The organism is Lysobacter arenosi (genome assembly GCF_016613475.2).
Taxonomy (GTDB): domain Bacteria; phylum Pseudomonadota; class Gammaproteobacteria; order Xanthomonadales; family Xanthomonadaceae; genus Lysobacter_J; species Lysobacter_J arenosi.
The window spans coordinates 748,645-771,291 of sequence record NZ_CP071517.1; the positions used below are offsets into that span (position 1 = coordinate 748,645).

The following is a 22,647-nucleotide window of genomic DNA, read 5'->3' on the forward strand; positions in this document are numbered from 1 at the left end:
GCTGTCATGGCGTGGCGGATGCGGTGGATGCATCACCGACGCGGACGGCACCTGGCTCTGGCTGGTACACGGTTGTGCAGACCTCTGCCGTGCTGCGGGCGCAGCGATTGCTCTTCACCCTCGTGAACCGTGCCGGCACCTGCGCCGGCCGATAGGTCAGGCGCAAATTGTGGCCGACGCGTTCAAGGGCCACGTTCTCGCTGGCCAGTCGCTGGGTCGCGCGGGTGAAGTCGTGTTCGGCACGGGCTTCGAGAGTCAGCCCTGATGGAGTGCCGAGGATGGTGCGCAGGCTATCGGTCGGCATCCGGAGCAGGCCTGCCAGACTCTCAACGGATATTTCCTGCGCTTCGGCCGCGGCCGCAGGTGCGGGGGCGGCGATGACCAGGGTCAACGCCATGGCAAGGGACGCGAGTTTCATGGAGCCTCCGTAGCCAGAACGGGTGGACCGATGCACCGGCGAGGCGGCATGCGACGCGGCTCGGAACACCACGAGAAATGTGCTGGCATGGAGGGATACGTGTTCGCCGCGGCGCGGTTACACGCAAGCCGATCGTCAACGCCGGGAACCAGGCCCGCAGGGAAGAAAAACAAAGGGCGCCGAAGCGCCCTTTGTTATTCCGTCATTTCAGGCAGCGATCAAGCGCCGCCGCGCGGACCGCGGCCGCCACCGGGGCGTCCGCCACCGCGCGGACCGCCCGGACGCGGGCCACCGGCCGGACGACCGGCGCCGCCCGGACGTGCACCGCCGCCGGGACGACCACCCGGACCACCGGGACCGCCGCCACCCGGACGGCCGCCGCCACCGGGGCGACCGCCAGCCGGACGCGGGGCGCGCGGCTTGTCGCCGTACGGATTGAAGGCGCCCGGATTGGCGTGATCGGACGGGAAGCTCGGCGCGTTGCCCGGATGCCCGTAAGGACGCGAGCTGCGCTGTCCCTGGCCCTGGCCGCCACCACCACCGCCGCCTTCACGACGCGGACCGCGCTCGCCGAAGCCGCCGCGGCCTTCGCCGCCGAAGCCACCGGAACGCTCGCCGCCGTAGCCGCCGCCACCGGGACGACCGCCGCCGCCACCCGGACGCGGACCCTTGCCGCCCTGCGGACGACCCTGGCCCGGACCCTTGCCGCGACCATCCGGATTGCGGTGGCCGCTCGGACCGGTGCTGACACCGTCCGGCACGTACCAGGTGCGGAATGCCGCCGGATTGCCATCCGGCAACGGCTTGGGACCCTTTTCCTTGCGCTGCTTGAACGGCTTCTGCGACTGGTTGGCGGCGGCTTCGCCGCTGACCGTCAGGCCACCGTGCTTGCGCGGGCCGCCACGGCCACGGCCGCCACGGTCTTCGCGCACATGGTCGAAGCGACGCAGCTCACGGCCTTCGTCGGCAGTGTTGTGGCCACCGACGTAGCCATTGGAACGGGCGCGACCGGTGAGGTCGATGGTGGCCTTGGTCGCCTTGCGCTGGCCGATCACCGGCTGCAGGGTCAGCGACGACGGCGTACCGTCCTCGAGGCCGAGCTTGTTGCGCAGTGCTTCGACCGCATCGGACGCCAGCTCGCGCGATTGGCCACGCAGCAGCTCGCGCGGCAGCGCGACGTCGCCGTAGCGCACGCGCTTGAGGCGGCTGACCTGGCAACCCTGCGATTCCCACAGGCGGCGCACTTCGCGGTTGCGACCTTCCTTGACCACGACGCGGAACCAGTCGTGCGAATCGGTGCCGCCGATGCGTTCGATCTCGTCGAACTTGGCCGGGCCGTCCTCGAGCGCGACGCCACGGGCGAGGCGGTCGACGATGTTCTCGGGAACGACGTCCTGGCCTTCCGGTGCGCGCACGCGGCAGACGTACTCGCGTTCGACTTCGAACGACGGGTGCATCAGCGCATTGGCCAGTTCACCGTCGGTGCTCAGCAGCAGCAGGCCGGTGGTGTTGATGTCGAGGCGGCCGATCGCGATCCAGCGGGCGCCCTTCAGCGCGGGCAGGGACTCGAACACGGTCGGGCGACCTTCGGGGTCTTCGCGCGTGGTCACTTCGCCTTCGGGCTTGTTGTACATCAGCACGCGCGAGGGATCGGTCAGCGCGCTGGCGACGAACTGGCGTCCGTCGAGCTCGACCTTGTCGCCACTCTTGACGCTCATGCCGACCTGCGCGACTTCACCGTTGACCTTCACCAGGCCGTCGGCGATGCGCTGTTCCAGCGCACGGCGCGAGCCAAGGCCGGCCTGTGCCAGGACCTTGTGCAGGCGCTCTTCCAGCCGCGGCGCTTCGCCCGTGGTGTCGGTGATGCGCTTGAGGGTGAGCTTGCGGCTCTTTTCTTCAGTCATTTTTGTATTGCTCCGACTCGGCCATCTCGGCCTCGTCTGTGTCTTCCGGAACGGTCGTCGTCTCGACGGCGTGTATGTCTTGCTCGGGATCGTTCACGTCCGCCGCGCGCATTCCCGGCGCGGCATCGGGGGTGCCCTGTGGGGCGGTGTCTTGTTCGTCGGACCCGTCGAAGTCGGCGTCGATCTGCTCGTCGCCGGCTTCGAGGTCTTCCGTGTCGCCGAATGCCGTCATGTCGTCCACGACTTCAATGCTGGCTTCGGCGGTCGTTTCGTTCACGGCTTCGATGTCCGCGATCGGTTCGTTGCCGTCCTGCGCCGCATCGATGTCGAGGTCGGAGTTCGAGGCTTCGTCGGTGCCGACGCCATCGGCGATGCCACCGGCGGCGATCGGCGGTGCGCCGTCGAACTGCAGCTGCGGTTCCAGCTCGCCGATGTCCTTGAGTTCCGACAGCGGCGGCAGCTCGTCCAGGCGCTTGAGGCCGAAGTAATCGAGGAAGCCGCGCGTGGTGCCGAACAGCGCCGGCTTGCCCGGTACGTCGCGGTGGCCGACCACGCGGATCCACTCGCGCTCTTCGAGAGCTTTGATGATGTTGCTGTTGACCGCCACGCCGCGGACCTGCTCGATCTCGCCGCGCGTGATCGGCTGGCGGTAGGCGATCAGCGCCAGGGTCTCGAGGGTGGCGCGGGTGTAGCGGGTCTGGCGTTCGGTCCACAGCCTGGCCACCCAGGGGTGGACATCGGCCTTGACCTGGAAGCGGAAGCCCGAGGCGACCTCGACCAGTTCCACGCCGCGATTCTCATCGCCCGCGCGCAGCGCTTCGAGTGCCTGTTCGACACTGTCGGCCGGCGCCGGCTGGTCGTCGGGAAACAGCGCCTGCAGCTGGGCCAGCGTCAACGGCTGGTTGGAGGCCAGCAGGGCGGCTTCGACGATGCGGATGACTAGCTGTTGATCCATGGATGGGTTCGTTTGTGCCTGGCAGTGTTATGTGTTCGTCATCCCGGCGAAAGCCGGGATCCACCTTGAGCTGCAGCGAATATCAAAATGGGTCCCGGCTTTCGCCGGGATGACGCGGTGACGACGCGATGTCACGAGAATCAGTCGTCATTCGCAGCCGGTTCGTCGAACTCGCTGCTCAGTTCGATCTCTTCCCCTTCCTTCAGCAGCGCCAGCGACTTGACGTAGATCGGCGCGAACGGCGCGTCCTGCACGATCTCGACCAGTTGCTCCTTGGCCAGCGTCAGCAGGCCCAGGAAGGTCACCACCACGCCGAGCTTCCCTTCCTCGGCGGTGAACAGCGACTCGAAGCGGTAGAAGCTGCCGTCCTTGAGTCGCTCCAGCAGCTCGCCCATGCGCTGGCGGACGCTCAGTGCATCGCGCTTGATCGCGTGCTGGGTGAACAGCTCGGCGCGCTTGAACACGTCGTGCAGCGCCAGCAGCATCTCCTTGAGCTCCACCGGCGGCGGCAGGCGGACCGAGGCGCGGTCGGGCACGAATGCCTGTACCGGTGCCGTGTCGCGATCCTGCCGGGGCAGGGTGTCGATGTCTTCGGCGGCCTTCTTGAAGCGTTCGTACTCCTGCAGCCTGCGCACCAGCTCGGCGCGCGGGTCGTCTTCCTCGCCTTCCTCGGCGGCCGAGCGCGGCAGCAGCATGCGCGACTTGATCTCGGCCAGCATCGCGGCCATGACCAGGTAGTCGGCCGCCAGCTCAAAGCGCATCTCGTGCATGGCCTGGATGTAGGCGACGTACTGGCGGGTGATGTCCGCCACCGGTATGTCGAGGATGTCCAGGTTCTGCCGGCGGATCAGGTAGAGCAGCAGGTCCAGCGGCCCTTCGAACGCGTCCAGGATGATCTCCAGGGCGTCCGGCGGGATGTACAGGTCCTGCGGTATCTGCAGCACCGGCTGGCCATGCACTACCGCCAGCGGCATTTCCTGCTGCTGCGGGTGCGTGGGAGCCTGGGACTGGGCGACCACGATCTGCGGGTCGCTCGCGTCGGCTGCGCGTTCTTCGGTCATTCGGAACCGGCCCCTCCGGGCCGTGGGCACTGCTATCGCTTCGGTGCTGGCGGCCTGATGAGGCCACCATATGGGTGCAACGGACTGCTTAAGTCGGTGCTGAGCCCGAACGCCTACGACCTGCGCACCATGCGGGGGCGTGGCGGCGAAAGACGATCTGGGTTACGGGCGCAGGCCGTTGGGGGCAGCGGCGCACCACCTGGGTGCGTGCATGGCGACGGTGTGGGGAGCCAGTCGCGACGGCCGCTGCATCCGGCCTTGGGCTGTGGAAGCTAGGTTACGGCCTCGTTCTGGCCGTGTCCAGCGGCGTCTGCGCGGGCAATGGCTACAATTCATTCAGACCCGACAGGATGCACAGAACGCATGTGGTACGTGATCGAAGGATATGACGGTAAGGAAGTACTGGCCCAGCGCCTGCAGGCCCGACCCGAGCACCTGGCCCGCCTGACCGCGCTGCGCGACCAGGGTCGCCTGCTGCTGGCGGGGCCGTGCCCGGCCATCGACGCCGAGGACCCGGGCCCGGCCGGCTTCAGCGGCAGCGTCGTCATCGCCGAGTTCGAATCGCTGGTCGCCGCCCGTGCCTGGGCCGATGCCGACCCCTATGTCGCGGCCGGGGTCTACCAGCGGGTCGAAGTACGTCCGTTCCGCAAGGTCCTGCCGTGAGCGCCGGCCCGCTGCCCCGCGAGCAGCGGGTCGCGGCCATTCGCGCCGCCCTGGAAGCGGCGCTTTCGCCGCAGTCGCTCGAGGTCCAGGACGACAGCCACCGCCACGCCGGCCATGCCGGCGCCGCCGATGGCCGCGGCCACTTCAATGTCGACATCGTCAGCCAGGCGTTTGCCGGACTCAGCCCGATTGCCCGGCACCGGGCGGTGTACGCGGCGGTCGGTTCCTTGATGGATACCGACATCCACGCCCTGGCGATCCGCGCCAGGACGCCTGCCGAGGCCAGCTGACGGTGGCATTGCGAGGCGCGCGCATGTCGCGCCGCAGCATATTCCTGAGTGCTGAGAGGCCGGTGGCGCGGTGTTCTGAGAGCATGTCTCAACTCGCGTAACAATCGCTTTACACTTGCGCTTGTAAACGATTACAGTCGGCCCGCATCAAGCCGCGGAGCCGACGAACCTTGGCCAGCGTAACCATCAAAGATGTCGCACGTGTGGCCCAGGTATCGGTGGCCACCGTGTCCCGGGCCCTCAACGGCCATGGCAACGTCGCCGAAGAGGTCCGCAACCGGGTACTGGCTGCGGCCAACGAGCTGCGTTACACGCCGCATGCCGCCGCCCGCAGCCTCAGCAGTCGCCGCACCCAGACGCTCGGCGTGGTCCTGCCGGACCTGCACGGCGAGTTTTTCTCCGAACTGATGCGCGGCATCGACCAGGTGGCGCGCGCATCGCGCCTGCACCTGCTGGTCTCGAGCTACCACGGCAATCCGGAAGAGCAGGGCGCGGCACTGCGCGCGATGCGCGGCCGCGTCGATGGCCTGCTGGTGATGTCGCCCTATGTCGCGACCCCGACCGTGCTGAGCGAACACCTGGAACCTTCATTGCCGGCGGTGCTGATCAACAGCCAGGCAGGGTTGGATGGGGCGGCGGTGATCGGCGTGGACAATTACGGCGGCGCGGTCGCGATGGTCAGGCACCTGTTCGACAGTGGCCATCGCCGCATCGCTTTCATCGCCGGACCGGAAGACAACTTCGACGCGCACGAGCGATTGCGCGGTTACCGCGATGCGCTGGCGGAGCTGCTGCCCGATGCCAGGCCGTGGGTGGTGCAGGGCGGGTTCGACGAAGCGTCCGGCCATCGCGCCGGTCGTGAACTGCTGGCCGCCTCGCCGCGACCCGACGCCGTCTTCGCCGCCAACGACATGATGGCGCTGGGCTGCCTGTTCGGGTTCGCACAGTCCGGCGTGCGCGTACCGCAGGACATCGCGTTGTCCGGGTTCGATGACATCCCGCTCGCGCGCTACGTGCATCCGAGCCTGACGACGATGCGGGTGAACATCGCCGAACTTGGTGCGCGTGCTGCTCGCCAGTTGCTGGCGCGCGTTGCGGGTGAAAGCCTTCCGGACTCCGGCGCCGGCTCCGCTTCCGCCACCAGCTCGATTGCACTGCCGACCGAACTGATCGTGCGCGAATCGAGCGTTGCCAATGCGACCTCGGGTAATCCGAAAAGTTGATTCGTACCGGGCCTTCCCCCGATTGGCCCGGTCCGTGTGCGAGAGCAAGTGACCCACCGCTTGAATGGAATTAGAGAGAGGAAGCAGATGAAGCCCCATCCGTGCTCCGAACATCGTCCCACCCCCAAGTTGCTGGCCTGCGCGCTGGCGTCATGCCTCGCCCTCGCGGCCCCCGTCGCGCTGGCCCAGAGCACCGCAGCCACGATCCGTGGACAGATCACCGTTGATTCGGCCCCCGCCGGCGACGCCCAGGTGACCGCGACCAACGTTGCCACCGGACTGACCCGCAAGGTTCAGGCGTCCAACGGCACCTACAACGTCGGCGGCTTGCCACCCGGTACCTATCGCATCGACGTCGTTGCCGGCAATGCCACCACCACGCGCACGATCACTGTGCAGGTCGGACAGGTGGCGACGGTCAACCTCGCCGCGGCGGGCGGAGTCGCTGAAGCGGCACCCGCTCCGGATGCGACGGAGATAGATGCTGTCACCGTCACCTCGGACTTCGTGCCTGAGACCAAGACCTCCGAGATCGCCACCTACGTCACCAGCAAGCAGCTCGAATCGCTGCCGCAGGGCACCCGCAACTTCCTTGCGTTTGCCGATCTCGCGCCTGGCGTGCAATTCCAGGGAGGTGGTCCGGAAGGTTCGACCCGGATCAAGTCCGGTGCGCAGAGCGCCAATGGCATCAACGTGTACATCGATGGCGTTGGCCAGAAGAATTATGTGCTGCAAGGCGGCATCAGCGGCCAGGATTCGACCCGGGGCAACCCGTTCCCGCAGTCGGCGATCGGCGAGTACAAGGTCATCAGCCAGAACTACAAGGCCGAGTTCGACCAGCTCAGCAGCGCCGCGGTGGTCGCCACCACGCGCTCGGGCACCAATGACTTCGAAGGCAGTTTCTTCTGGGATTACACCTACACCGACTGGCGCAACCGGACCGTGTTCGAGGAGCGCAACGACACCAAGGCCAGAAGCAAGGAGGAGCAGTACGGCGCGACGTTCGGTGGCCCGATCCTGCGCGACCAGGCGCACTTCTTCCTGTCCTACGAGGCCAAGGAATACCAGTCCCCGCGTACGCTGATCCCGGGCCGCGGTTTCACCCTCGATGAGTTGCCTGCCAACATCCAGGCGCAGGCCGGGAACGGGTTCTATACCGCTCCGTTCAAGGAAGACCTGTACTTCGGCAAGATCGACTGGGCGATCGGCGAGAACCACTATCTCGAGTTGACCGGCAAATACCGCGACGAGAGCGAGATCACCAGCATCGGTGACCTCAACGTGCCCAACTACGCCACCAGCAAGGACAACTCCGAGACCCGCGTCGACCTGCGCTACCAGTACACCAACGGCGACTGGCTCAACGATGCCCACCTGACCTACGAGGAAGCGACGTTCAATCCGCGCCCGGTCAACAACGGCATTGCCTACAATCTCAGCGACGGCACCAACATCTTCGACACGGTGGTGCGCAGTGGCGCCGGCGCGGACTTCCAGGACAAAGGCCAGGAAGGCTGGGGCTTCCAGGACGACCTGACTTTCACCGGCTGGCAAGGCCATACGGTCAAGGGCGGCGTGAAGTTCAAGAGCGTGGAGGTGAGCGCGATAGAGCGCCAGCCCTACAACCCGCAGTTCACCTACAACATCCACGGCAGCCTGACCCAGCCGATCAATGTCCGCTTCGGTTCGGCGCTGCCGGGCGTCGGCGATGGCAGTGCGTCTTCGCGCAACCGGCAGTACGGTTTCTATATCCAGGACGACTGGGAGGTCAACGACAAGCTGATCCTCAACCTGGGCTTGCGCTACGACTACGAGGAAAGTCCGACCTACCTCGACTACGTGACGCCCGACGACGTGGTGGCGGCCCTGCGCGGCTCGACCGCGATCAACAATCCCAACTCCGGCATCAACGTCAACGACTACATCAGCACCGGCAACAACCGCGACTCGTTCAAGGATGGCTGGCAGCCGCGCGTTGGCTTCTCCTACGACCTCAATGCCGACCAGCAACACGTGATCTACGGCGGTGCAGGCCGTGCCTACGACCGAAACCTGTTCGACTGGCTGCAGCTGGAGATCACCAAGGCCACCTTCCCGACGACGGAGGTCTGGTTCCGACGAGCCGATGGAACGTGCCCGACGTCGGCGCCGTGCGTCGACTTCAGCCCTTCCTACTTCGATCCGGCCGTGCTGGCTGCGCTGGCTTCTCCGAGCGGCGCCGGGCGTGAAGTGTTCGCGATCGACAACGACATCAAGACGCCGTACTCGGATCAGTTCAGCCTCGGCATGCGCAACTCGCTCGGCATCTGGCTCACCGATGCCACGGTGTCGTACATCGAAAGCTACGACGGATTTGCGTTCCTGCTGGGCAACCGCCGTCCGGACGGTTCGTTCTTCCGGCCGGACTTCAACTGGGGTCCACCGTTCGGGCAGGGCCTGACCGGCTTCAGCAACCTGATCATCGGCACCAACGGCATCAAGACGCGCGCGACCTCGCTGTTCCTGAAGGCGGAGAAGCCGTATACGGCGGAATCGCGCTGGGGCGTGACGTTCGCCTACACCTACACCGATGCCAAGGAAAACCGGCAGGGCGGGGAAGTGTTCGCACTGGATTTCCCGACGCTCGACGGTTACGGCTGGAAGAAGGCCAAGGACGTGCCCGAGCACCGGCTGGTGTCGACCGGCATCTATGACGGCCCCGCCGGCTTCACCTTCTCCGGCAAGCTGACGCTGGCGACACCGGTCTGGCGCTATGCGACCAACTGCCTGGATGTCGACAAGCCCGACAACTGCTTCATCGACCAGTACAAGCCCGACGGGGATTTTGGATTCAAGCAGCTCGACGTGGCGGTCATGAAGGAATTCGACACTGGCGCCGGGCTGAAGATGTGGGTACGCGGCGATATCCTGAACGTATTCGATTGGGCCAACTACGCCGGTTACGACGACTTCCCCGGCGGTTTCCAGGACCCGAACGAGAACTTCGGCGAGCCAAATACACAGTTCTTCCCGACCCGGACGTTCAAACTGTCCCTCGGCTTCAACTTCTGAGCGCGGCTGCCGGCCGCCCACCTCGTCGGGCGGCCGGCGGCCGCGTCCGGATCCTTTCCATCTTTACGGCAGCGGCTGATGTTCGATTCGTTACGACGCAATTGGGGGGCTGCATCGCTGATGGCGGTGCTGGTGTTCGTTGCCGGTTGCAAGCAGAGCGAGCCGACATCCCAGACCTATCCGGTTTCCTCGGCGCCGCCGGTGCAGGTGGAGCCGCTGAAGGCGGCCAAGCTCGAGCTGCCGCCGCTGTTCGCCGACATCGAGAAGCGCACGTTCCAGTTTTTCTGGGACACGACCAACGAGAACAACGGCCTCACGCCTGATCGCTACCCCTCGCGCCCGTTCGCCAGCATCGCTTCGGTCGGCTTCGCCCTGACCGCGTATCCGATCGGCGTCGAGAACGGCTGGATCAACCGCAACCAGGCGGTCGACCGCACCCTGGTGACCTTGAAGTTCTTCCGCGACCTGCAGTCCGGCCCGCAGGACACGGGCAAGGGCGCCTACCAGGGCTTCTACTACCACTTCCTCGACATGGACACCGGCCACCGCTACCAGAGCTGGGTCGAGCTCTCCAGCGTCGATACCGCGTTGCTGATGATGGGCGTGCTGTTCGCGCAGAGCTATTACGACCGCGATGAGCCGCGCGAGAAGCAGATCCGCGAGATCGCCGACCAGCTTTACCGCAAGGTCGACTGGACCTGGCTGCAGCAGAACAAGCCGCTGATCTCGATGGGCTGGTTCCCGGAGAGCGGTTTCATCAAGCACGACTGGACCGGCTACAACGAGGCGATGATGCTGTACGTGTTGGCGATGGCCTCGCCGACGCATCCTGTGGATGCCGATGCCTGGACGGTGTGGACGCGCACCTACAACGACGTCTGGGGCGTTTACCAGGGCGAGGAGTTCCTCGCCTTCGGGCCGATGTTCGGCCATCAGTACAGTCATGTCTGGATCGACTTCCGCGGCATCCAGGACGATTACATGCGCGAGCGCGGCATCGACTACTTCGAGAACAGCCGCCGCGCCGCCTACGCCCAGCGCGCCTACGCCATCGCCAACCCGATGAAGTGGGAGGACTACGGCCACGAGACCTGGGGCCTGACCGCCAGCGACGGCCCGCAGCAGACCCTGCAGGAATACCGCGGCGAGCAGCGCCAGTTCCGCCACTATTCCGCGCGTGGCGCCGGCCTGCGCGACACCTTCGACGACGGCACGCTGGCGCCCACGGCGGTGATCGGCTCGCTGCCGTTCGCGCCGGAGATCGTCATCCCGACCACCGTCGCGCTGCACGATCGCTACGGCGAATACCTGTATTCCAGCTATGGATTCCTTGATTCGTTCAACCCGAGCTTCGGCTACGACATCCCGCTCAAGACCGGGCGCCTGGTGCCGGACAAGGGCTGGGTCGCCAGCGACTACATCGGCATCGACCAGGGGCCGATCCTTGCGATGATCGCGAACTACCGCAACGAGTTCGTCTGGAACGTGATGAAGCGCAATCCCTACATCCGCGCCGGACTGGAGAAGGCCGGGTTCAAGGGCGGCTGGCTGCAGCCGCAGGGCGACACCGTCAGCACGCAGCCGTTGCCGCAGACGAAGAGCGAGAAGGACGCCGCGAACGCGCGGGCGCTTGGCGAGGCCGAATCGCGCGCGGCGCAGGCCAACGATGCGCAGCCGGCGCCGAAGGCCAATGCCGAGACGCCGAAGCCGTCCAAGCCCTCCGCGCCGTCGAAGCAGCCGCAACAGTGATGAGCCCGACGTGATCGCCCGCCTGCGTCAGGAAGTGTGCAACCGCCTGCGATGGATCGCGACGATCGCCGCGCTGGCCGGTGTGGCGGTTGTATCCGCTTGCTCGGGCGATGACGACCGGCGAGAAGTGGTTCGCTTCTGGGCGATGGGCTACGAAGGCGAAGTGGTCGCCCAGCTGATCCCGGAGTTCGAGCGGCGCAATCCCGGCATCCGCGTCGAGCTGCAACAGCTGCCGATCATTTCCGCGCACGAGAAGCTGCTGACCGCATTCGCAGGCGATGCTCTGCCCGATGTCGGTGCGATCGGCAACACCTGGGTGTCGGAGTTCTCGCTGCTCAACGCACTGACACCGCTCGATGCGCGCCTGGCCGACACGCCGGGCCTGCAGGCCCGTGACTACTTCCAGGGCGCTTGGGATACCGGCGTCATCGGAACGACGGTCTACGCCGTGCCGTGGTACGTCGAGACCCGATTGCCGTTCTACCGGCGCGACCTGCTCGAGAAGGCAGGCATCGCCCAGCCACCGCGTACGTGGGCGGAATGGAAAGTGGCGATGGCCGCGATCAAGCGCGAGGTCGGCCCCAACCGCTACGCCGCGCTGTTCCCGCTGAACGAAGCCGAGCCGCTGTTGAACCTGGGCATCCAGTCGCCCGAACCGTTGTTGCGCGACGACGGCCGCTACGGCAACTTCCGCAGTCCCGGCTTCAAGCGGGCGCTGGGTTTCTATCGCGACGTGTTCGTCAACAAGTGGGCACCGGTGGCCAGCAACACCCAGATCGCCAATGTCTGGAACGAGTTCGGTCGCGGCTACTTCAGCTTCTACGTCAACGGCCCCTGGAATATCGCCGAGTTCCGCAACCGGCTGCCGCCACAGTTGCAGTCGACCTGGATGACGATGCCGCTGCCGGGTGAGAACGGTCCTGGCGCCTCGGTCGCCGGCGGCGCGAGCTTCGTCGTGTTCCGCAAGTCCAGGCACCAGGACGCGGCGTGGAAGCTGGTCGCGTATCTCTCGCAGCCGCAGATGCAGGTGCGCTTCCATGCCCTGACCGGCAACCTGCCGCCGCGACGCAGCGCCTGGGAAGCGCCGACCTTGAAGGACGATGTCTACGCCCGCGCATTCCGCGACCAGCTCGAGCGTGCGCGGCCGACGCCGAAGGTGCCGGAGTGGGAGCGCATCGCCAACGAGATCAAGCTGGTCGGCGAGCAGCTGGCCAATGGCCGACTCAGCGTTGACGAGGCCGCGGCCGAGCTCGACCGCCGCGCCGACAAAATCCTCGAGAAGCGACGCTGGATGCTCGACCACCGCACGATAGGAGCGGCGCCATGATGCGCGCGACCACGGCCGGCTGGATCTTCGCCGGCCCGGCACTGGCGGTGATCGGCGTATTCTTCGGCCTGCCGGTGCTGGCCGCGCTCGCGCTGAGCCTGACCGACTTCGACATCTACTCCCTGTCCGACATCGCCAACCTGCGCTTCGTCGGCCTGGGCAACTACCTGGGTCTGCTGCAGAACCCGCTGTTCTGGAAGGCGCTGGGTAACACGCTGTACTTCGTCGTCGTCGGCGTGCCGCTGTCGATCGCGGTGTCGCTGGCTGCCGCCTTGCTGCTGCATTCGAAACTGGCGCGTTTCAAGCCGCTGTTCCGCACGGCCTACTTTGCGCCGGTGGTGACCACCGTGGTGGCGATGGCGGTGATCTGGCGCTATCTCTTCCACACCGGTTACGGCCTGGTGAACTGGGCGCTGTCGTGGGTCGGCATCGATGCGGTCGACTGGCTCGGTGACCCGAAGTGGGCCATGCCGACGATCATCCTGTTCGCGGTATGGAAGAACTTCGGCTACAACATGATCATCTTCCTGGCCGGGCTGCAGTCGATCCCGGAAGACCTGTACGAGGCGGCGCGCATCGACGGCGCCTCGCCGCTGCGCCAGTTCCGCCATGTCACCCTGCCGTTGCTCGGCCCGGTGCTGCTGCTGGTGTCGATCCTGACCCTGTCGGGTTATTTCCAGCTGTTCGCCGAGCCCTACGTGATGACCCAGGGCGGGCCGCTGCAGAGCACGGTCAGCGTGCTGTACCTGATGTACGACGAGGGCTTCAAGTGGTGGAACCTGGGCAACGCGTCGGCGGTGGCGTTCATGCTGTTCGCGCTGATGACGGCGGTGACCAGCGGCCTGTTCTGGTTCGCGCGGCGCAAGGGGGCGGAGTGATGACCCCGCGCCTGGCCAAAGCCATCATCAACGGCCTGCTGATCGCCCTGGGCGTGATCAGCGTGGCGCCTCTGCTGTGGATGCTCTCGGTGTCGTTCATGCAGCCCGGCGAAGCCAGCCAGTTCCCGCCGCCACTGCTGCCTGCCAGCGCAACCCTGCACAACTACCACGAGCTGTTCGCGCGCGCCGGCATGGGCCGCTACTTGCTCAACAGCTTCCTCATCGCGATCATGGCCACGCTGATCGGCGTGTTGCTGAACACCATGGCCGGCTACGCCTTCGCCAAGCTGCGCTTCGCCGGGCGCGATCGCATCTTCCAGGTGCTGCTGGCGGCGCTGGTGATCCCGGCGCAGGTGACGATGATGCCGCTGTTCCTGATGCTCAAGCAGCTGGGGCTGGTCAACAGCTATGCGGGCGCGATCGTGCCGTCGCTGGCGACGGTGTTCGGCATCTTCCTGGTGCGCCAGTACGCGCGTTCGATTCCGGACGAGCTGCTCGAAGCGGCGCGGATCGACGGAGCAGGGGAGGTGCGCATCTTCTTCCAGATCGTGCTGCCGGTGCTCAAGCCGATCCTCGTGACGCTGGCGATCTTCGTGTTCCTGGCGTCGTGGAACGACTTCATGTGGCCGCTGATCGTGCTCAGCGACAAGAGCCTGCAGACGCTGCCGGTCGCGCTGGCGACGCTGTCGCGTGAGCATGTGCAGGACAACGAGATGATGATGGCCGGCTCGGTGGTCACCGTGCTGCCGGTGCTGTTGCTGTTCCTGGCGTTGCAGCGCTACTACCTGCAGGGGCTGCTGGTGGGGAGCGTGAAGGGATGACGGGGCGGCTGGTTGCAGTCGCGATCGCAGGCCTGTTCGCGAGCATCAGTGCTGCAGCCGCGCCTGGCGCCGCCAGGCAGCTCGATGACTTCGAATCCGCGAAAGCCTGGACCGTAGTCACCTCCGATCAGGTCAGCGGCAAGCTGCGCAGTGTCGCCGGCACGCAGGGCAAGGCACTGTGCCTGGACTACGACTTTCACGGGGTCTCTGGCTACGCCGGCATCACCCGTGAGCTGCCGCTGGACTATCCGGACAACTATGCGTTCTCGTTCCAGCTGCGCGGCGACTCGCCGGCCAACGACCTGCAGTTCAAGCTGGTCGACGACAGCGGTGACAACGTCTGGTGGGTCAACCGTCCGCGCTATGCCTTTCCCGCGCAGTGGACGCAGGTGCAGTACAAGCGCCGGCACATCAGCCGAGCCTGGGGGCTGGCGCCGGATCCGACCCTGCGCCACAGCCGCCGGATCGAGTTCACCATCTACAACAGCGTCGGTGGCAAGGGTTCGGTCTGTTTCGACGACCTGGCCATGCGCAACCTGCCGCCGCAGGACGATTCGCCGTTGCGCGGCCGCGCCAGCGCGACTGGCGGTGGCCGGGCCGGTGATGCTGTCGATGGCAATCCCGACACCGCGTGGCGCACAACGGTCGACCCTGCGCGACCACCGCAGTTCCGCCTCGATCTTGCGCGCATGCGCGAGTTCGGTGGCCTGGTGCTGCGCTGGCTGCCGGGTATGCAGGCATCGGACTACCGTGTCGAGCTCTCTGACGACGACCGCCATTGGCGCCTCGCGCGCGAGGTCAGCGGCGCCGACGGCGGCAGCGACTACCTGGCATTGCCGGAGTCCGAGGCGCGCTACCTGCGGCTGACGCCGCTCAAAGCACCCGGCGCGGAGATCGCGTTGGCGGAGTTCGATGTGCAGCCGCTGGCATTCGCCGCCACGCCCAACGACTTCGCGCGATCGGTGGCCGCGCAGGCGCCGCGGGGCACGTGGCCGCGCGGTTTCAGCGGTGAGCAGACGTACTGGACGATCCTCGGCATCGACGGCGGCCTCGAGCAGGGACTGATCGGCGAGGACGGCGCCATCGAGATCGGCAAGGGCGGCTTCAGCATCGAGCCGCAGGTCACCACCGCACGGGGTGTTGTCGACTGGGCTGGTGTTGAGATCACGCAGTCGTTGCAGGACGGCTACCTGCCCATCCCGACCGTGCAGTGGCAACACGCCGGTTTTCGCCTCGAGATCACCGGCTTCGCGCAGGGCACGCAACCACAGTCGCAGATGGTGGGCCGCTATCGCCTGACCAACACCTCGAAGGTCGCGCAGGACTACGTCCTGGGTCTGCGGGTACGGCCGTTGCAGGTCAACCCGCCGACGCAGTTCCTCAATACTGTCGGCGGCGTCAGCCCGATCCACGCGCTGGCACTCGATAACGACCTGGTGACGGTGGATGGCCGGCCGCGGCTCAGGCTGTCGCTGCCGGCGACGCAGGTGCGTGCCACGACGTTCGATGCCCAGGACGCGCCTGCAACACCCGCCTCACCGGGCCGGGTCGATGACCCCACCGGACTGGCCAGCGGCGTGTTTGAGCATGCCGTGCATCTGGCGCCGGGCGAATCCTGGCAGATCGACTGGATTGCGCCATTGACCGGCCAGCTTGCCGCGTCGCTCACTGGTGCCGAAGCAGAAGCAATGCAGCAACAGGCCGCGACGCAATGGCGCGACAAGCTCGACCGCGTCCAGTTGCATGTGCCGGCCCAGGGCCAGCATGTCGTCGACACCTTGCGCACCGCGCTGGCGCACATGCTGATCAGCCGCATCGGGCCGCGCCTGCAGCCGGGCACGCGTTCGTACTCGCGGGCGTGGATCCGCGACGGCGCCATGATCGGCGAGGGCCTGCTGCGGATGGGGCGGGAGGACGTCGCCGAGGAGTTCCTGCGCTGGTACGCGCCGTACCAGTTCGACAACGGCAAGGTGCCGTGCTGTGTCGACGACCGCGGCAGCGATCCGGTGCCTGAGAACGACAGCCATGGCGAGCTCGTCTTCACGGTGGCCGAAGTCTTCCGCTACACCCGCGATCGCGAGCTGCTGGCATCGATGTGGCCGCACGTGCAGGGCGCGGTGCGCTACATGGACCAGCTGCGCCTGAGCGAACGCACCGAGGCCAACCGCAACCGGAACGCCGCCTTCTACGGAATGATGCCGGCCTCGATCAGCCACGAGGGTTATTCGGCCAAGCCGATGCATTCGTACTGGGACAACTTCTGGACGCTGCGCGGCTACAAGGATGCGGTCGAGATCGCGCAATGGCTCGGTCACGACGACGAGGCTGCGCGCTTTGCGGCCTCGCGCGACCAGTTCCGCGACGACCTGTACGCCTCGCTGCGCGCTGCCACTTCGCAGCACGGCATCGACTTCCTGCCCGGTGCGGCGGAGCTGGGCGATTTCGATGCGACCTCGACCACCATCGCGCTGGCGCCCGGTGGCGAGCAGGCCAACTTGCCGCAGGACCAGCTGCACAACACCTTCGCACGCTACTGGCGCGAGTTCGTCGCCCGCCGCGACGGCACGCGCGAATGGAAGGACTACACGCCCTACGAGCTGCGCACGATCGGCAGTTTCGTTCGACTCGGCTGGCGCGATCGCGCGCATGAGGCATTGGCATTCTTCTTCGCCGACCAGCAGCCGCGTGCATGGAACCAATGGGCCGAAGTCGTCTCGCGTACGCCGCGCAAACCGTTCTTCCTCGGCGACCTGCCGCACGCCTGGGTGGCTTCGGACTATGTGCGCTCCGCGCTCGACATGTTCGCCTACAGCCGCGACGACGATGCGCTGGTGGTCGCCGCCGGCATCCCGGCCGACTGGCTGGCGGGCGAGGGCGTCAGCGTGGCGAACCTGCGCACGCCACAGGGGCCATTGGGATATTCAATGAAGCGCAGCGGCGATCGCGTCGTGTTCAGGCTCGCGCCGGGATTCACGCCGCCGCCGGGTGGTGTGGTCCTGACCTGGCCCTGGGCGCAGTCGCCAGGACGCACGCGCATCGATGGCCGGCCGGCAACCTGGCAGGGCAACGAGCTGCGGATCGATCAGGCCGGCGCCACCGTCGAAATCGAGGTCGCCAACAGCCAACGCTGAGGGCTGCATCAACGCCACGTGACGGCGTGACGCTGCGTGGTGCGCTATCTAGGCGCAATGCCCCAGGCGCGGTGCCCTAGGCGCAGTGCCACCACACTCAAGGAGAACCCATGGAAACGATGGAGCTTCATCGCGGTCGCCTGATCGATCACATCCAGCTGGTCGTGCGCAATCTCGACGCCAGCCGCAAGTTCTACACGGCCGTATTCGATGTCCTCAACATCCCGATGGCGGGATCAGGTGATGACTATTTCTGGGCCGACGAGCTGTTCGTCTCCACCCGCGACAGCGAGGCGGCGCAGGGAGAGCTGACCGGGCGTCATCATCTGGCGTTCCAGGCCCAGGACCGCGCCATGGTCGATGCCTTCCACGAGGCTGCGATTGCCAACGGTGGCAAGGACAACGGCGCACCCGGCGAACGCTTCTACCATCCGGGCTATTACGGCGCTTTCGTGCTGGATCCGGACGGCAACAACATCGAGGCGGTCTACCACGGCGAGGCCACGCGCAGCGCGCCGTCGGTCAAGGTGGCGTTCTGATTCTCCGACGCCCGCCGCGGTCGCGGCGGGCGTGGCTGCAGCGAACGAGGCTGTGGCGTTACTTCTTCTCCGCTGGCGCCATTTCGCGCGCCTTGACCCGCGTGCCCGGCGTCAGCAGCGCGTTGGGCGCCACCACCACGACATCATTCGCGGCAACGCCCGACAGCACTTCGATCTCGTTGCCGAGATTTCGCCCGAGGGTGACGTCGCGAAAATCCAGCGCCGAGTCGCGCAGCGTCGCGACCTGGGCACCGCTGCCGCGCTGGATCACCGCCGACAGCGGCAGGATCGTGGCGGGCGCGGGACGCGACAGGTGCAGCCGCACGCTGCCGACCATGCCGGCGGGAATGTGGCTGTCGGGATTGGGCAGGCGAAGCTCGGTGCGCATCACGCCCGAATCGCGCGACAGCGACTGGGCGCTGCGCACGACCTGTGCCTTGAACGTCTGCCCCGGCAGCTCCGGGAAACCGACATCGGCTTCCACGCCGGGCTGGATCTGCAGCGCCACGTTCTGCGGCACGTCGATCACCACGCGCAGCGGATCGAGCGAGCTGACTTCGAACAGTGGCGTGGCGGTAGTGGAGTCGCCGACGACGCGGTCGCCGCGTTCGATGTTGCGGGCGACCACCACACCGGAAAACGGCGCACGTACCGTCTGGAATCCCTGGCGCTCGCGCGCCGAGGTCAGGCGGGCCTCTGCAGCCGCTTCGGCCGCAACGGCGACGTCATGGTTGGCCTTGCGGTCGCTGTACAACTCCTTCGAGATCGCACCGGAACCGACCAGCACGTTGGCGCGATCGAAGTTGACCTTGGCCAGCGTCTCGTCGGCACGTGCGCGTGCCAGTTCGGCCTGTGCTTCGCGCACGGACTGGTCGGCCTCGGGTGCCGCGATCACCGCCAGCATCTGTCCGGCCACGACCTTGTCGCCAAGGTCGGCGCGGCGCTCGCTGATGAACCCGGTGGCGCGCGCGTAGATCTGCGCCGATTCCCCGGCCACCGCGCGTGCGGGCAGGCTCAGGTCGTAGGTGCTGTCGGCGGCCTTGGCCCGGACCGTCAACACCTCCGGGACGACGGTTGCGGGCGATGGTTCGGCGGCGCCGTTGCTGCATGCCGCCAGTACGGTGAGGATGGCGAACGCCATCGTTCCGCGCGCGGCATGGCGGTAGGAAATCTTCATGGGGTGGCTCCTGCTTCGGCGCCGGTGGGGGGGGCAGTGCTGGGATCGTCGCTGTCGGGCATCGCAGCGTGTCGCGCCGCTGCCGGCATGCGCCGACCGAGCACCGCGAGAATCGAGGGAACCAGGATCAGCGTGGCCGGCGTGCCGAACAGCAGGCCGCCGATGACCGCGCGACCGAGCGGCGCGTTCTGCTCGCCGCCTTCGCCCAGGCCGATGGCCATCGGGATGATGCCCAGGACCATCGCGCTGGCAGTCATCAGCACCGGTCGCAGGCGCACCGCCGCCGATTCGTAGGCAGCCAGTTCCGGGTCGTGGCCCGCCGCGACCAGGCCGCGCGCGAAGCTGGTGACGAGCACGCTGTTGGCGGTGGACACGCCGATGACCATCATCACGCCCATCAGTGCCGGCACGCTCAGCGGCGTGCCGGTGACGAACAGGCCGAACGCGGCGCCAGCGATCGCCAGCGGCAGGCCCGACATCGCCACCAGCGGCTGGATCCACGACTGGAAGTTGACCACCAGCACCAGGAACACCAGCGCCGCCGACATCAACAGTCCGGCCGCGAGTTCGCTGTAGGCGCTGCTCATCTCGCCGGCCTGGCCGGCGACCTCGATGCGGTTGCCGGGCTTGAGCTTGCCCTGCAGTTCGGTGGTGATCGCGGTGAGACGGTCCTGCACCGAGCCCAGGTCGGTGCCTTCGACATTGGCCAGCACGCTGATGGTCGGTGCCAGCGTGGTGCGAGCCAGACTCGCCGGCACGCTGCGCGGCGTGACCGTGGCGATGTTGCGCAGCAGGACCGCCTGGCCGTCGTTGCCGATGCGCAACGGGGCGTTGAGCAGCGCGTCAATGCTGGTCATGTTCACCGGCGGCGCCTGCACCTGCACGGTGTACGCGATTGCGTTGACGGTGTCGGTCCAGTAGACCGGGGTAACCGTGCCGGACGAGCCGAGCACCGCCAGCACCGCGCGGCTGGCCTGTTGCGCGTCCAGGCCGAGCTGGGCGGCGCGGGTGCGATCGATGCGCACCTGGTATTCGGGCAGATCGAGAACCTGGCGCAAGGCAACGTCGACCGCGCCGGGCACCTGCTTCAGGCGCTGCTCGATCTCGCGGGCTAGGGCAAGGTTGCCGGCCGCGTCACGACCGATCACGCGCACTTCGAATGCGGCTGCGGCTGAACCTGCGAGCGTGCGGCTGGTGGCGTCGGGCGGTCGCTCGAACACCTTCACGTCGGGGAAACGCTCGGCGATGCGGCGACGGATCTGCACCAGGTAGTCATGGCTGGAGTGATGCGGCGTACGCAGCTGCAGCATCACTTCGGCCTCGAACGAGCCGACCACGGCACTGTCGACCAGCGACAGGTTGACCGCGTCGGGCATGCCAATCTGTTCGTAGACCGTCTGCAGTTCCGGGGCCGGGATGATCTTGCGGATCTCGCGCTGGATCTCGGTCAGGCGCGCGGCGGTTTCCTCCAGTCGCGTACCGCTGGGCAGGCGCACCTGCAGGCGCAGCTGGCCGGCGTCGACCTGGGGGAAGTACTCGCGGCCGAGCGAGACCGCCGACACCGCGCCGATTGCGATCACCGCCAGCGCGGTCAGCGCCAGCACGCCGCCGTGGTGGCCCAGTCGCACCAGCAGGGCGTGGTGGCGGTCGCGCAGCGAATCGAGCGTGTGCTCGACCTTGTGGTTGACCTTGAGCAGCGCCTTTTCGGCCTGCCAGCGCGGATTCTCGCGGCTGCGGATGTCCGCGGGCAGCATCAGATAGCACAGCACCGGAATGAGCGTGCGCGACAGCAGGAACGAGGCGAGCATGGCGAAGATGACCGCCAGCGCCAGCGGCGTGAACACCCAGGCCGACAGGCCCGTCATCAGCAGGATGGGCGTAAGCACGATGCAGATCGAGATGGTCGAGACCATCTCCGGGAACACCACTTCGCGGGCACTGTCGAGGATCGCCGTGCGCACGTCCTTGCCCATGGCGATGTTGCGGTTGGTGTTCTCGACGTCGACCACCGCGTTGTCGACCAGGATGCCGATCGCAAGCGCCAGGCCGCCGAGCGTCATCACGTTGAAGGTGTAGCCGAGCAGGCTGAGCATCGTCACCGAGGCCAGCAGGGCCAGCGGGATCGCCGACAGCACGATCAGGCTCGAGCGCCAGGAGCCGATGAAAACCAGCACCACCAGCGCCACCAGCAAGCCGACCAGCAGGACCTCATGGCGGATCGAGTCGATCGCGTGATCGACGAACACCGACTGGTCGAAGATCGGCTGGATACGCGTGCCGGTCGGCGCCGAAGCTTCGATCTCCGGGAGGCGTTCGCGCACCGCGCGCACGATCTCCACCGCCGACGCACCGCCCAGCTTGATCAGCGCCACCGCGACCGCGCTGGAGCCGTCCATGCGCGCGACGTTGGTCTGCAGCGCGCCGCCGTCGCGAACCGAGGCGATGTCGCGGATGTAGATGACGGTGCCGTTGCGCGCGGCCACCGGAATTTCCAAGAACTCGGCCGCGCTGGCCGGGCTGGTGTCGAGCGAGATCTGCATCTCGCGCGCGTTCTCGCGGATCGAGCCGGAGGGCAGGGTGGGACTGCCGCGCTCGAGCGCGGTGGTGACGTCGGCCGGTGTCAGGCCGTAGGTCTGCAGCGCCGCCGGATTGAGGTCGACCATGATCTGCCGCGCGGCGCCGCCGTAAGGCAGGGTCATGCGGATGCCGGGGATGGTCTGGATCTGCGAGCGCAGTTGCAGGCGCGCGTAATCGTAGAGCTGGGCCTCGGTCAGCGAGTCCGACGACAGCACCAGCATCAGCACCGGCGTGCTGGATACGTTGTTGCGGATCACCAGTGGCGGTGACGTGCCCGGCGGCATGCGCCGCAGGATGGTCTGCGAGACCGCGGTGATCTGCCCCAGTGCGCGGTCCAGGCTCACCGTCGGCTGGAAGTCGATGCGCACGATGCTGGCGCCGGTGAGCGACTCGGAGCGGACCTCCTTGAGGTCGTCGACGGTGTTCATGATCGCCGCCTCGGAGAACGAGGTCAGCTTGGCCGCCATGTCCGCCGCCGGCAGGCCGTTGTAGGTCCACACCAGGTTGACCGAGGGGATTCCGACTTCAGGCAGGATGTCGGTCGGCATGCGCCGGGTCGCCAGCGTGCCGAACAGCAGGATCAGGATCGCGAGCACGCCGATGGTGTACCGGCGGCTCAGGGCGTATTGGACAATCCACATCGCGTGCGGTCCGCTGGGGGTGGGGGCAGGCTCCGGCTTCCACGCCGACGGGCAAGCAGGCCACGTCCGACGGCTCCAGATCCGTCCGATTAAATTACGGGTTCATGCCTTCCCAGCGGTAGTACATTGCTGCTTGAAAATTGCCTGATCCTGCAAATCGACCAGATCGGCACATTCACGGCCCCGATTGCACCGATAATTCCCCGGTCAGGCTGGAAGGCGGGAAAACCATGAATCTCATT

At 66.8% G+C, this 22,647-nt stretch carries 16 protein-coding genes; 10 read left to right on the forward strand and 6 right to left on the reverse strand.

The features are described from left to right. Positions 1-4: 4 nt before the first annotated feature. The 4 genes from HIV01_RS03625 to HIV01_RS03640 form a co-directional block, all read right to left on the reverse strand. Positions 5-418, reverse strand: a complete 414-nt coding sequence (locus HIV01_RS03625; RefSeq protein ID WP_200604987.1) for a hypothetical protein — start codon at positions 416-418, stop codon at positions 5-7. A 218-nt stretch (positions 419-636) separates the two neighbouring features. Then, positions 637-2,322 carry a pseudouridine synthase gene (locus tag HIV01_RS03630; RefSeq protein ID WP_200604988.1) on the reverse strand — a complete coding sequence of 562 codons (1,686 nt, stop codon included), beginning with the start codon at positions 2,320-2,322 and terminating at the stop codon, positions 637-639. Then, entirely contained in the window at positions 2,315-3,277 is a 963-nt protein-coding gene (gene scpB / locus HIV01_RS03635) for an SMC-Scp complex subunit ScpB (protein ID WP_200604989.1), read from the reverse strand. Before scpB ends, HIV01_RS03630 begins: the two co-directional genes overlap by 8 nt. 140 nt (positions 3,278-3,417) lie before the next feature. Then, positions 3,418-4,338: a segregation and condensation protein A gene (locus tag HIV01_RS03640; RefSeq protein WP_200604990.1), complete on the reverse strand. Its 921-nt coding sequence runs from the start codon at positions 4,336-4,338 to the stop codon at positions 3,418-3,420. Between the two features lie 363 nt (positions 4,339-4,701). On the opposite strand from HIV01_RS03640, the gene HIV01_RS03645 reads away from it, so the two are divergent. The 10 genes from HIV01_RS03645 (at position 4,702) to HIV01_RS03690 (ending at position 18,010) form a co-directional block, all read left to right on the forward strand. After that, on the forward strand, positions 4,702-5,001 hold the full coding sequence (locus tag HIV01_RS03645) for a YciI family protein (protein WP_200604991.1): 300 nt from the start codon (positions 4,702-4,704) through the stop codon (positions 4,999-5,001). Next, positions 4,998-5,291: a BolA family protein gene (locus HIV01_RS03650; protein ID WP_245156903.1), complete on the forward strand. Its 294-nt coding sequence runs from the start codon at positions 4,998-5,000 to the stop codon at positions 5,289-5,291. Before HIV01_RS03645 ends, HIV01_RS03650 begins: the two co-directional genes overlap by 4 nt. A gap of 170 nt (positions 5,292-5,461) precedes the next feature. After that, positions 5,462-6,514, forward strand: coding sequence for a LacI family DNA-binding transcriptional regulator (locus tag HIV01_RS03655; protein ID WP_200604992.1), 1,053 nt, complete (start codon positions 5,462-5,464; stop codon positions 6,512-6,514). Positions 6,515-6,601: 87 nt separating this feature from the next. After that, the gene (locus HIV01_RS03660; RefSeq protein ID WP_200604993.1) at positions 6,602-9,565 is read left to right on the forward strand and encodes a TonB-dependent receptor; all 2,964 of its coding nucleotides are present in this window, start codon (positions 6,602-6,604) and stop codon (positions 9,563-9,565) included. Positions 9,566-9,643: 78 nt separating this feature from the next. Further along, a complete protein-coding gene (locus HIV01_RS03665) occupies positions 9,644-11,314 on the forward strand; it encodes a glucoamylase family protein (protein ID WP_200604994.1) in 1,671 nt (556 codons plus the stop codon). 10 nt (positions 11,315-11,324) lie between these two features. Continuing rightward, a complete protein-coding gene (locus HIV01_RS03670; RefSeq protein ID WP_245156904.1) occupies positions 11,325-12,641 on the forward strand; it encodes a sugar ABC transporter substrate-binding protein in 1,317 nt (438 codons plus the stop codon). Beyond that, positions 12,638-13,519, forward strand: a complete 882-nt coding sequence (locus HIV01_RS03675; RefSeq protein ID WP_200604996.1) for a carbohydrate ABC transporter permease — start codon at positions 12,638-12,640, stop codon at positions 13,517-13,519. Before HIV01_RS03670 ends, HIV01_RS03675 begins: the two co-directional genes overlap by 4 nt. Continuing rightward, on the forward strand, positions 13,519-14,340 hold the full coding sequence (locus tag HIV01_RS03680; RefSeq protein WP_200604997.1) for a carbohydrate ABC transporter permease: 822 nt from the start codon (positions 13,519-13,521) through the stop codon (positions 14,338-14,340). Before HIV01_RS03675 ends, HIV01_RS03680 begins: the two co-directional genes overlap by 1 nt. Beyond that, on the forward strand, positions 14,337-17,471 hold the full coding sequence (locus tag HIV01_RS03685; RefSeq protein WP_200604998.1) for a discoidin domain-containing protein: 3,135 nt from the start codon (positions 14,337-14,339) through the stop codon (positions 17,469-17,471). The genes HIV01_RS03680 and HIV01_RS03685 overlap by 4 nt, the downstream gene beginning before the upstream one ends. 110 nt (positions 17,472-17,581) lie before the next feature. Further along, the gene (locus HIV01_RS03690; RefSeq protein WP_200604999.1) at positions 17,582-18,010 is read left to right on the forward strand and encodes a VOC family protein; all 429 of its coding nucleotides are present in this window, start codon (positions 17,582-17,584) and stop codon (positions 18,008-18,010) included. A 58-nt stretch (positions 18,011-18,068) separates the two neighbouring features. Here HIV01_RS03690 and HIV01_RS03695 read toward each other — a convergent pair whose 3' ends face one another. Continuing rightward, a complete protein-coding gene (locus tag HIV01_RS03695; RefSeq protein ID WP_200605000.1) occupies positions 18,069-19,187 on the reverse strand; it encodes an efflux RND transporter periplasmic adaptor subunit in 1,119 nt (372 codons plus the stop codon). Further along, positions 19,184-22,405, reverse strand: a complete 3,222-nt coding sequence (locus HIV01_RS03700) for an efflux RND transporter permease subunit (RefSeq protein WP_200605001.1) — start codon at positions 22,403-22,405, stop codon at positions 19,184-19,186. The genes HIV01_RS03695 and HIV01_RS03700 overlap by 4 nt, the downstream gene beginning before the upstream one ends. Positions 22,406-22,647: the final 242 nt, after the last annotated feature.

What these genes read in the sequence shown, in the direction of transcription:
- HIV01_RS03700 (WP_200605001.1), bottom strand. Translation starts at nt 22,405, where the DNA reads ATGTGGATTGTCCAATACGCCCTGAGCCGCCGGTACACCATCGGCGTG.
- HIV01_RS03685 (WP_200604998.1), top strand. Translation starts at nt 14,337, where the DNA reads ATGACGGGGCGGCTGGTTGCAGTCGCGATCGCAGGCCTGTTCGCGAGC.
- scpB (WP_200604989.1), bottom strand. Translation starts at nt 3,277, where the DNA reads ATGGATCAACAGCTAGTCATCCGCATCGTCGAAGCCGCCCTGCTGGCC.
- HIV01_RS03665 (WP_200604994.1), top strand. Translation starts at nt 9,644, where the DNA reads ATGTTCGATTCGTTACGACGCAATTGGGGGGCTGCATCGCTGATGGCG.
- HIV01_RS03660 (WP_200604993.1), top strand. Translation starts at nt 6,602, where the DNA reads ATGAAGCCCCATCCGTGCTCCGAACATCGTCCCACCCCCAAGTTGCTG.
- HIV01_RS03630 (WP_200604988.1), bottom strand. Translation starts at nt 2,322, where the DNA reads ATGACTGAAGAAAAGAGCCGCAAGCTCACCCTCAAGCGCATCACCGAC.
- HIV01_RS03645 (WP_200604991.1), top strand. Translation starts at nt 4,702, where the DNA reads ATGTGGTACGTGATCGAAGGATATGACGGTAAGGAAGTACTGGCCCAG.
- HIV01_RS03675 (WP_200604996.1), top strand. Translation starts at nt 12,638, where the DNA reads ATGATGCGCGCGACCACGGCCGGCTGGATCTTCGCCGGCCCGGCACTG.
- HIV01_RS03640 (WP_200604990.1), bottom strand. Translation starts at nt 4,338, where the DNA reads ATGACCGAAGAACGCGCAGCCGACGCGAGCGACCCGCAGATCGTGGTC.
- HIV01_RS03680 (WP_200604997.1), top strand. Translation starts at nt 13,519, where the DNA reads ATGACCCCGCGCCTGGCCAAAGCCATCATCAACGGCCTGCTGATCGCC.
- HIV01_RS03625 (WP_200604987.1), bottom strand. Translation starts at nt 418, where the DNA reads ATGAAACTCGCGTCCCTTGCCATGGCGTTGACCCTGGTCATCGCCGCC.
- HIV01_RS03690 (WP_200604999.1), top strand. Translation starts at nt 17,582, where the DNA reads ATGGAAACGATGGAGCTTCATCGCGGTCGCCTGATCGATCACATCCAG.
- HIV01_RS03695 (WP_200605000.1), bottom strand. Translation starts at nt 19,187, where the DNA reads ATGAAGATTTCCTACCGCCATGCCGCGCGCGGAACGATGGCGTTCGCC.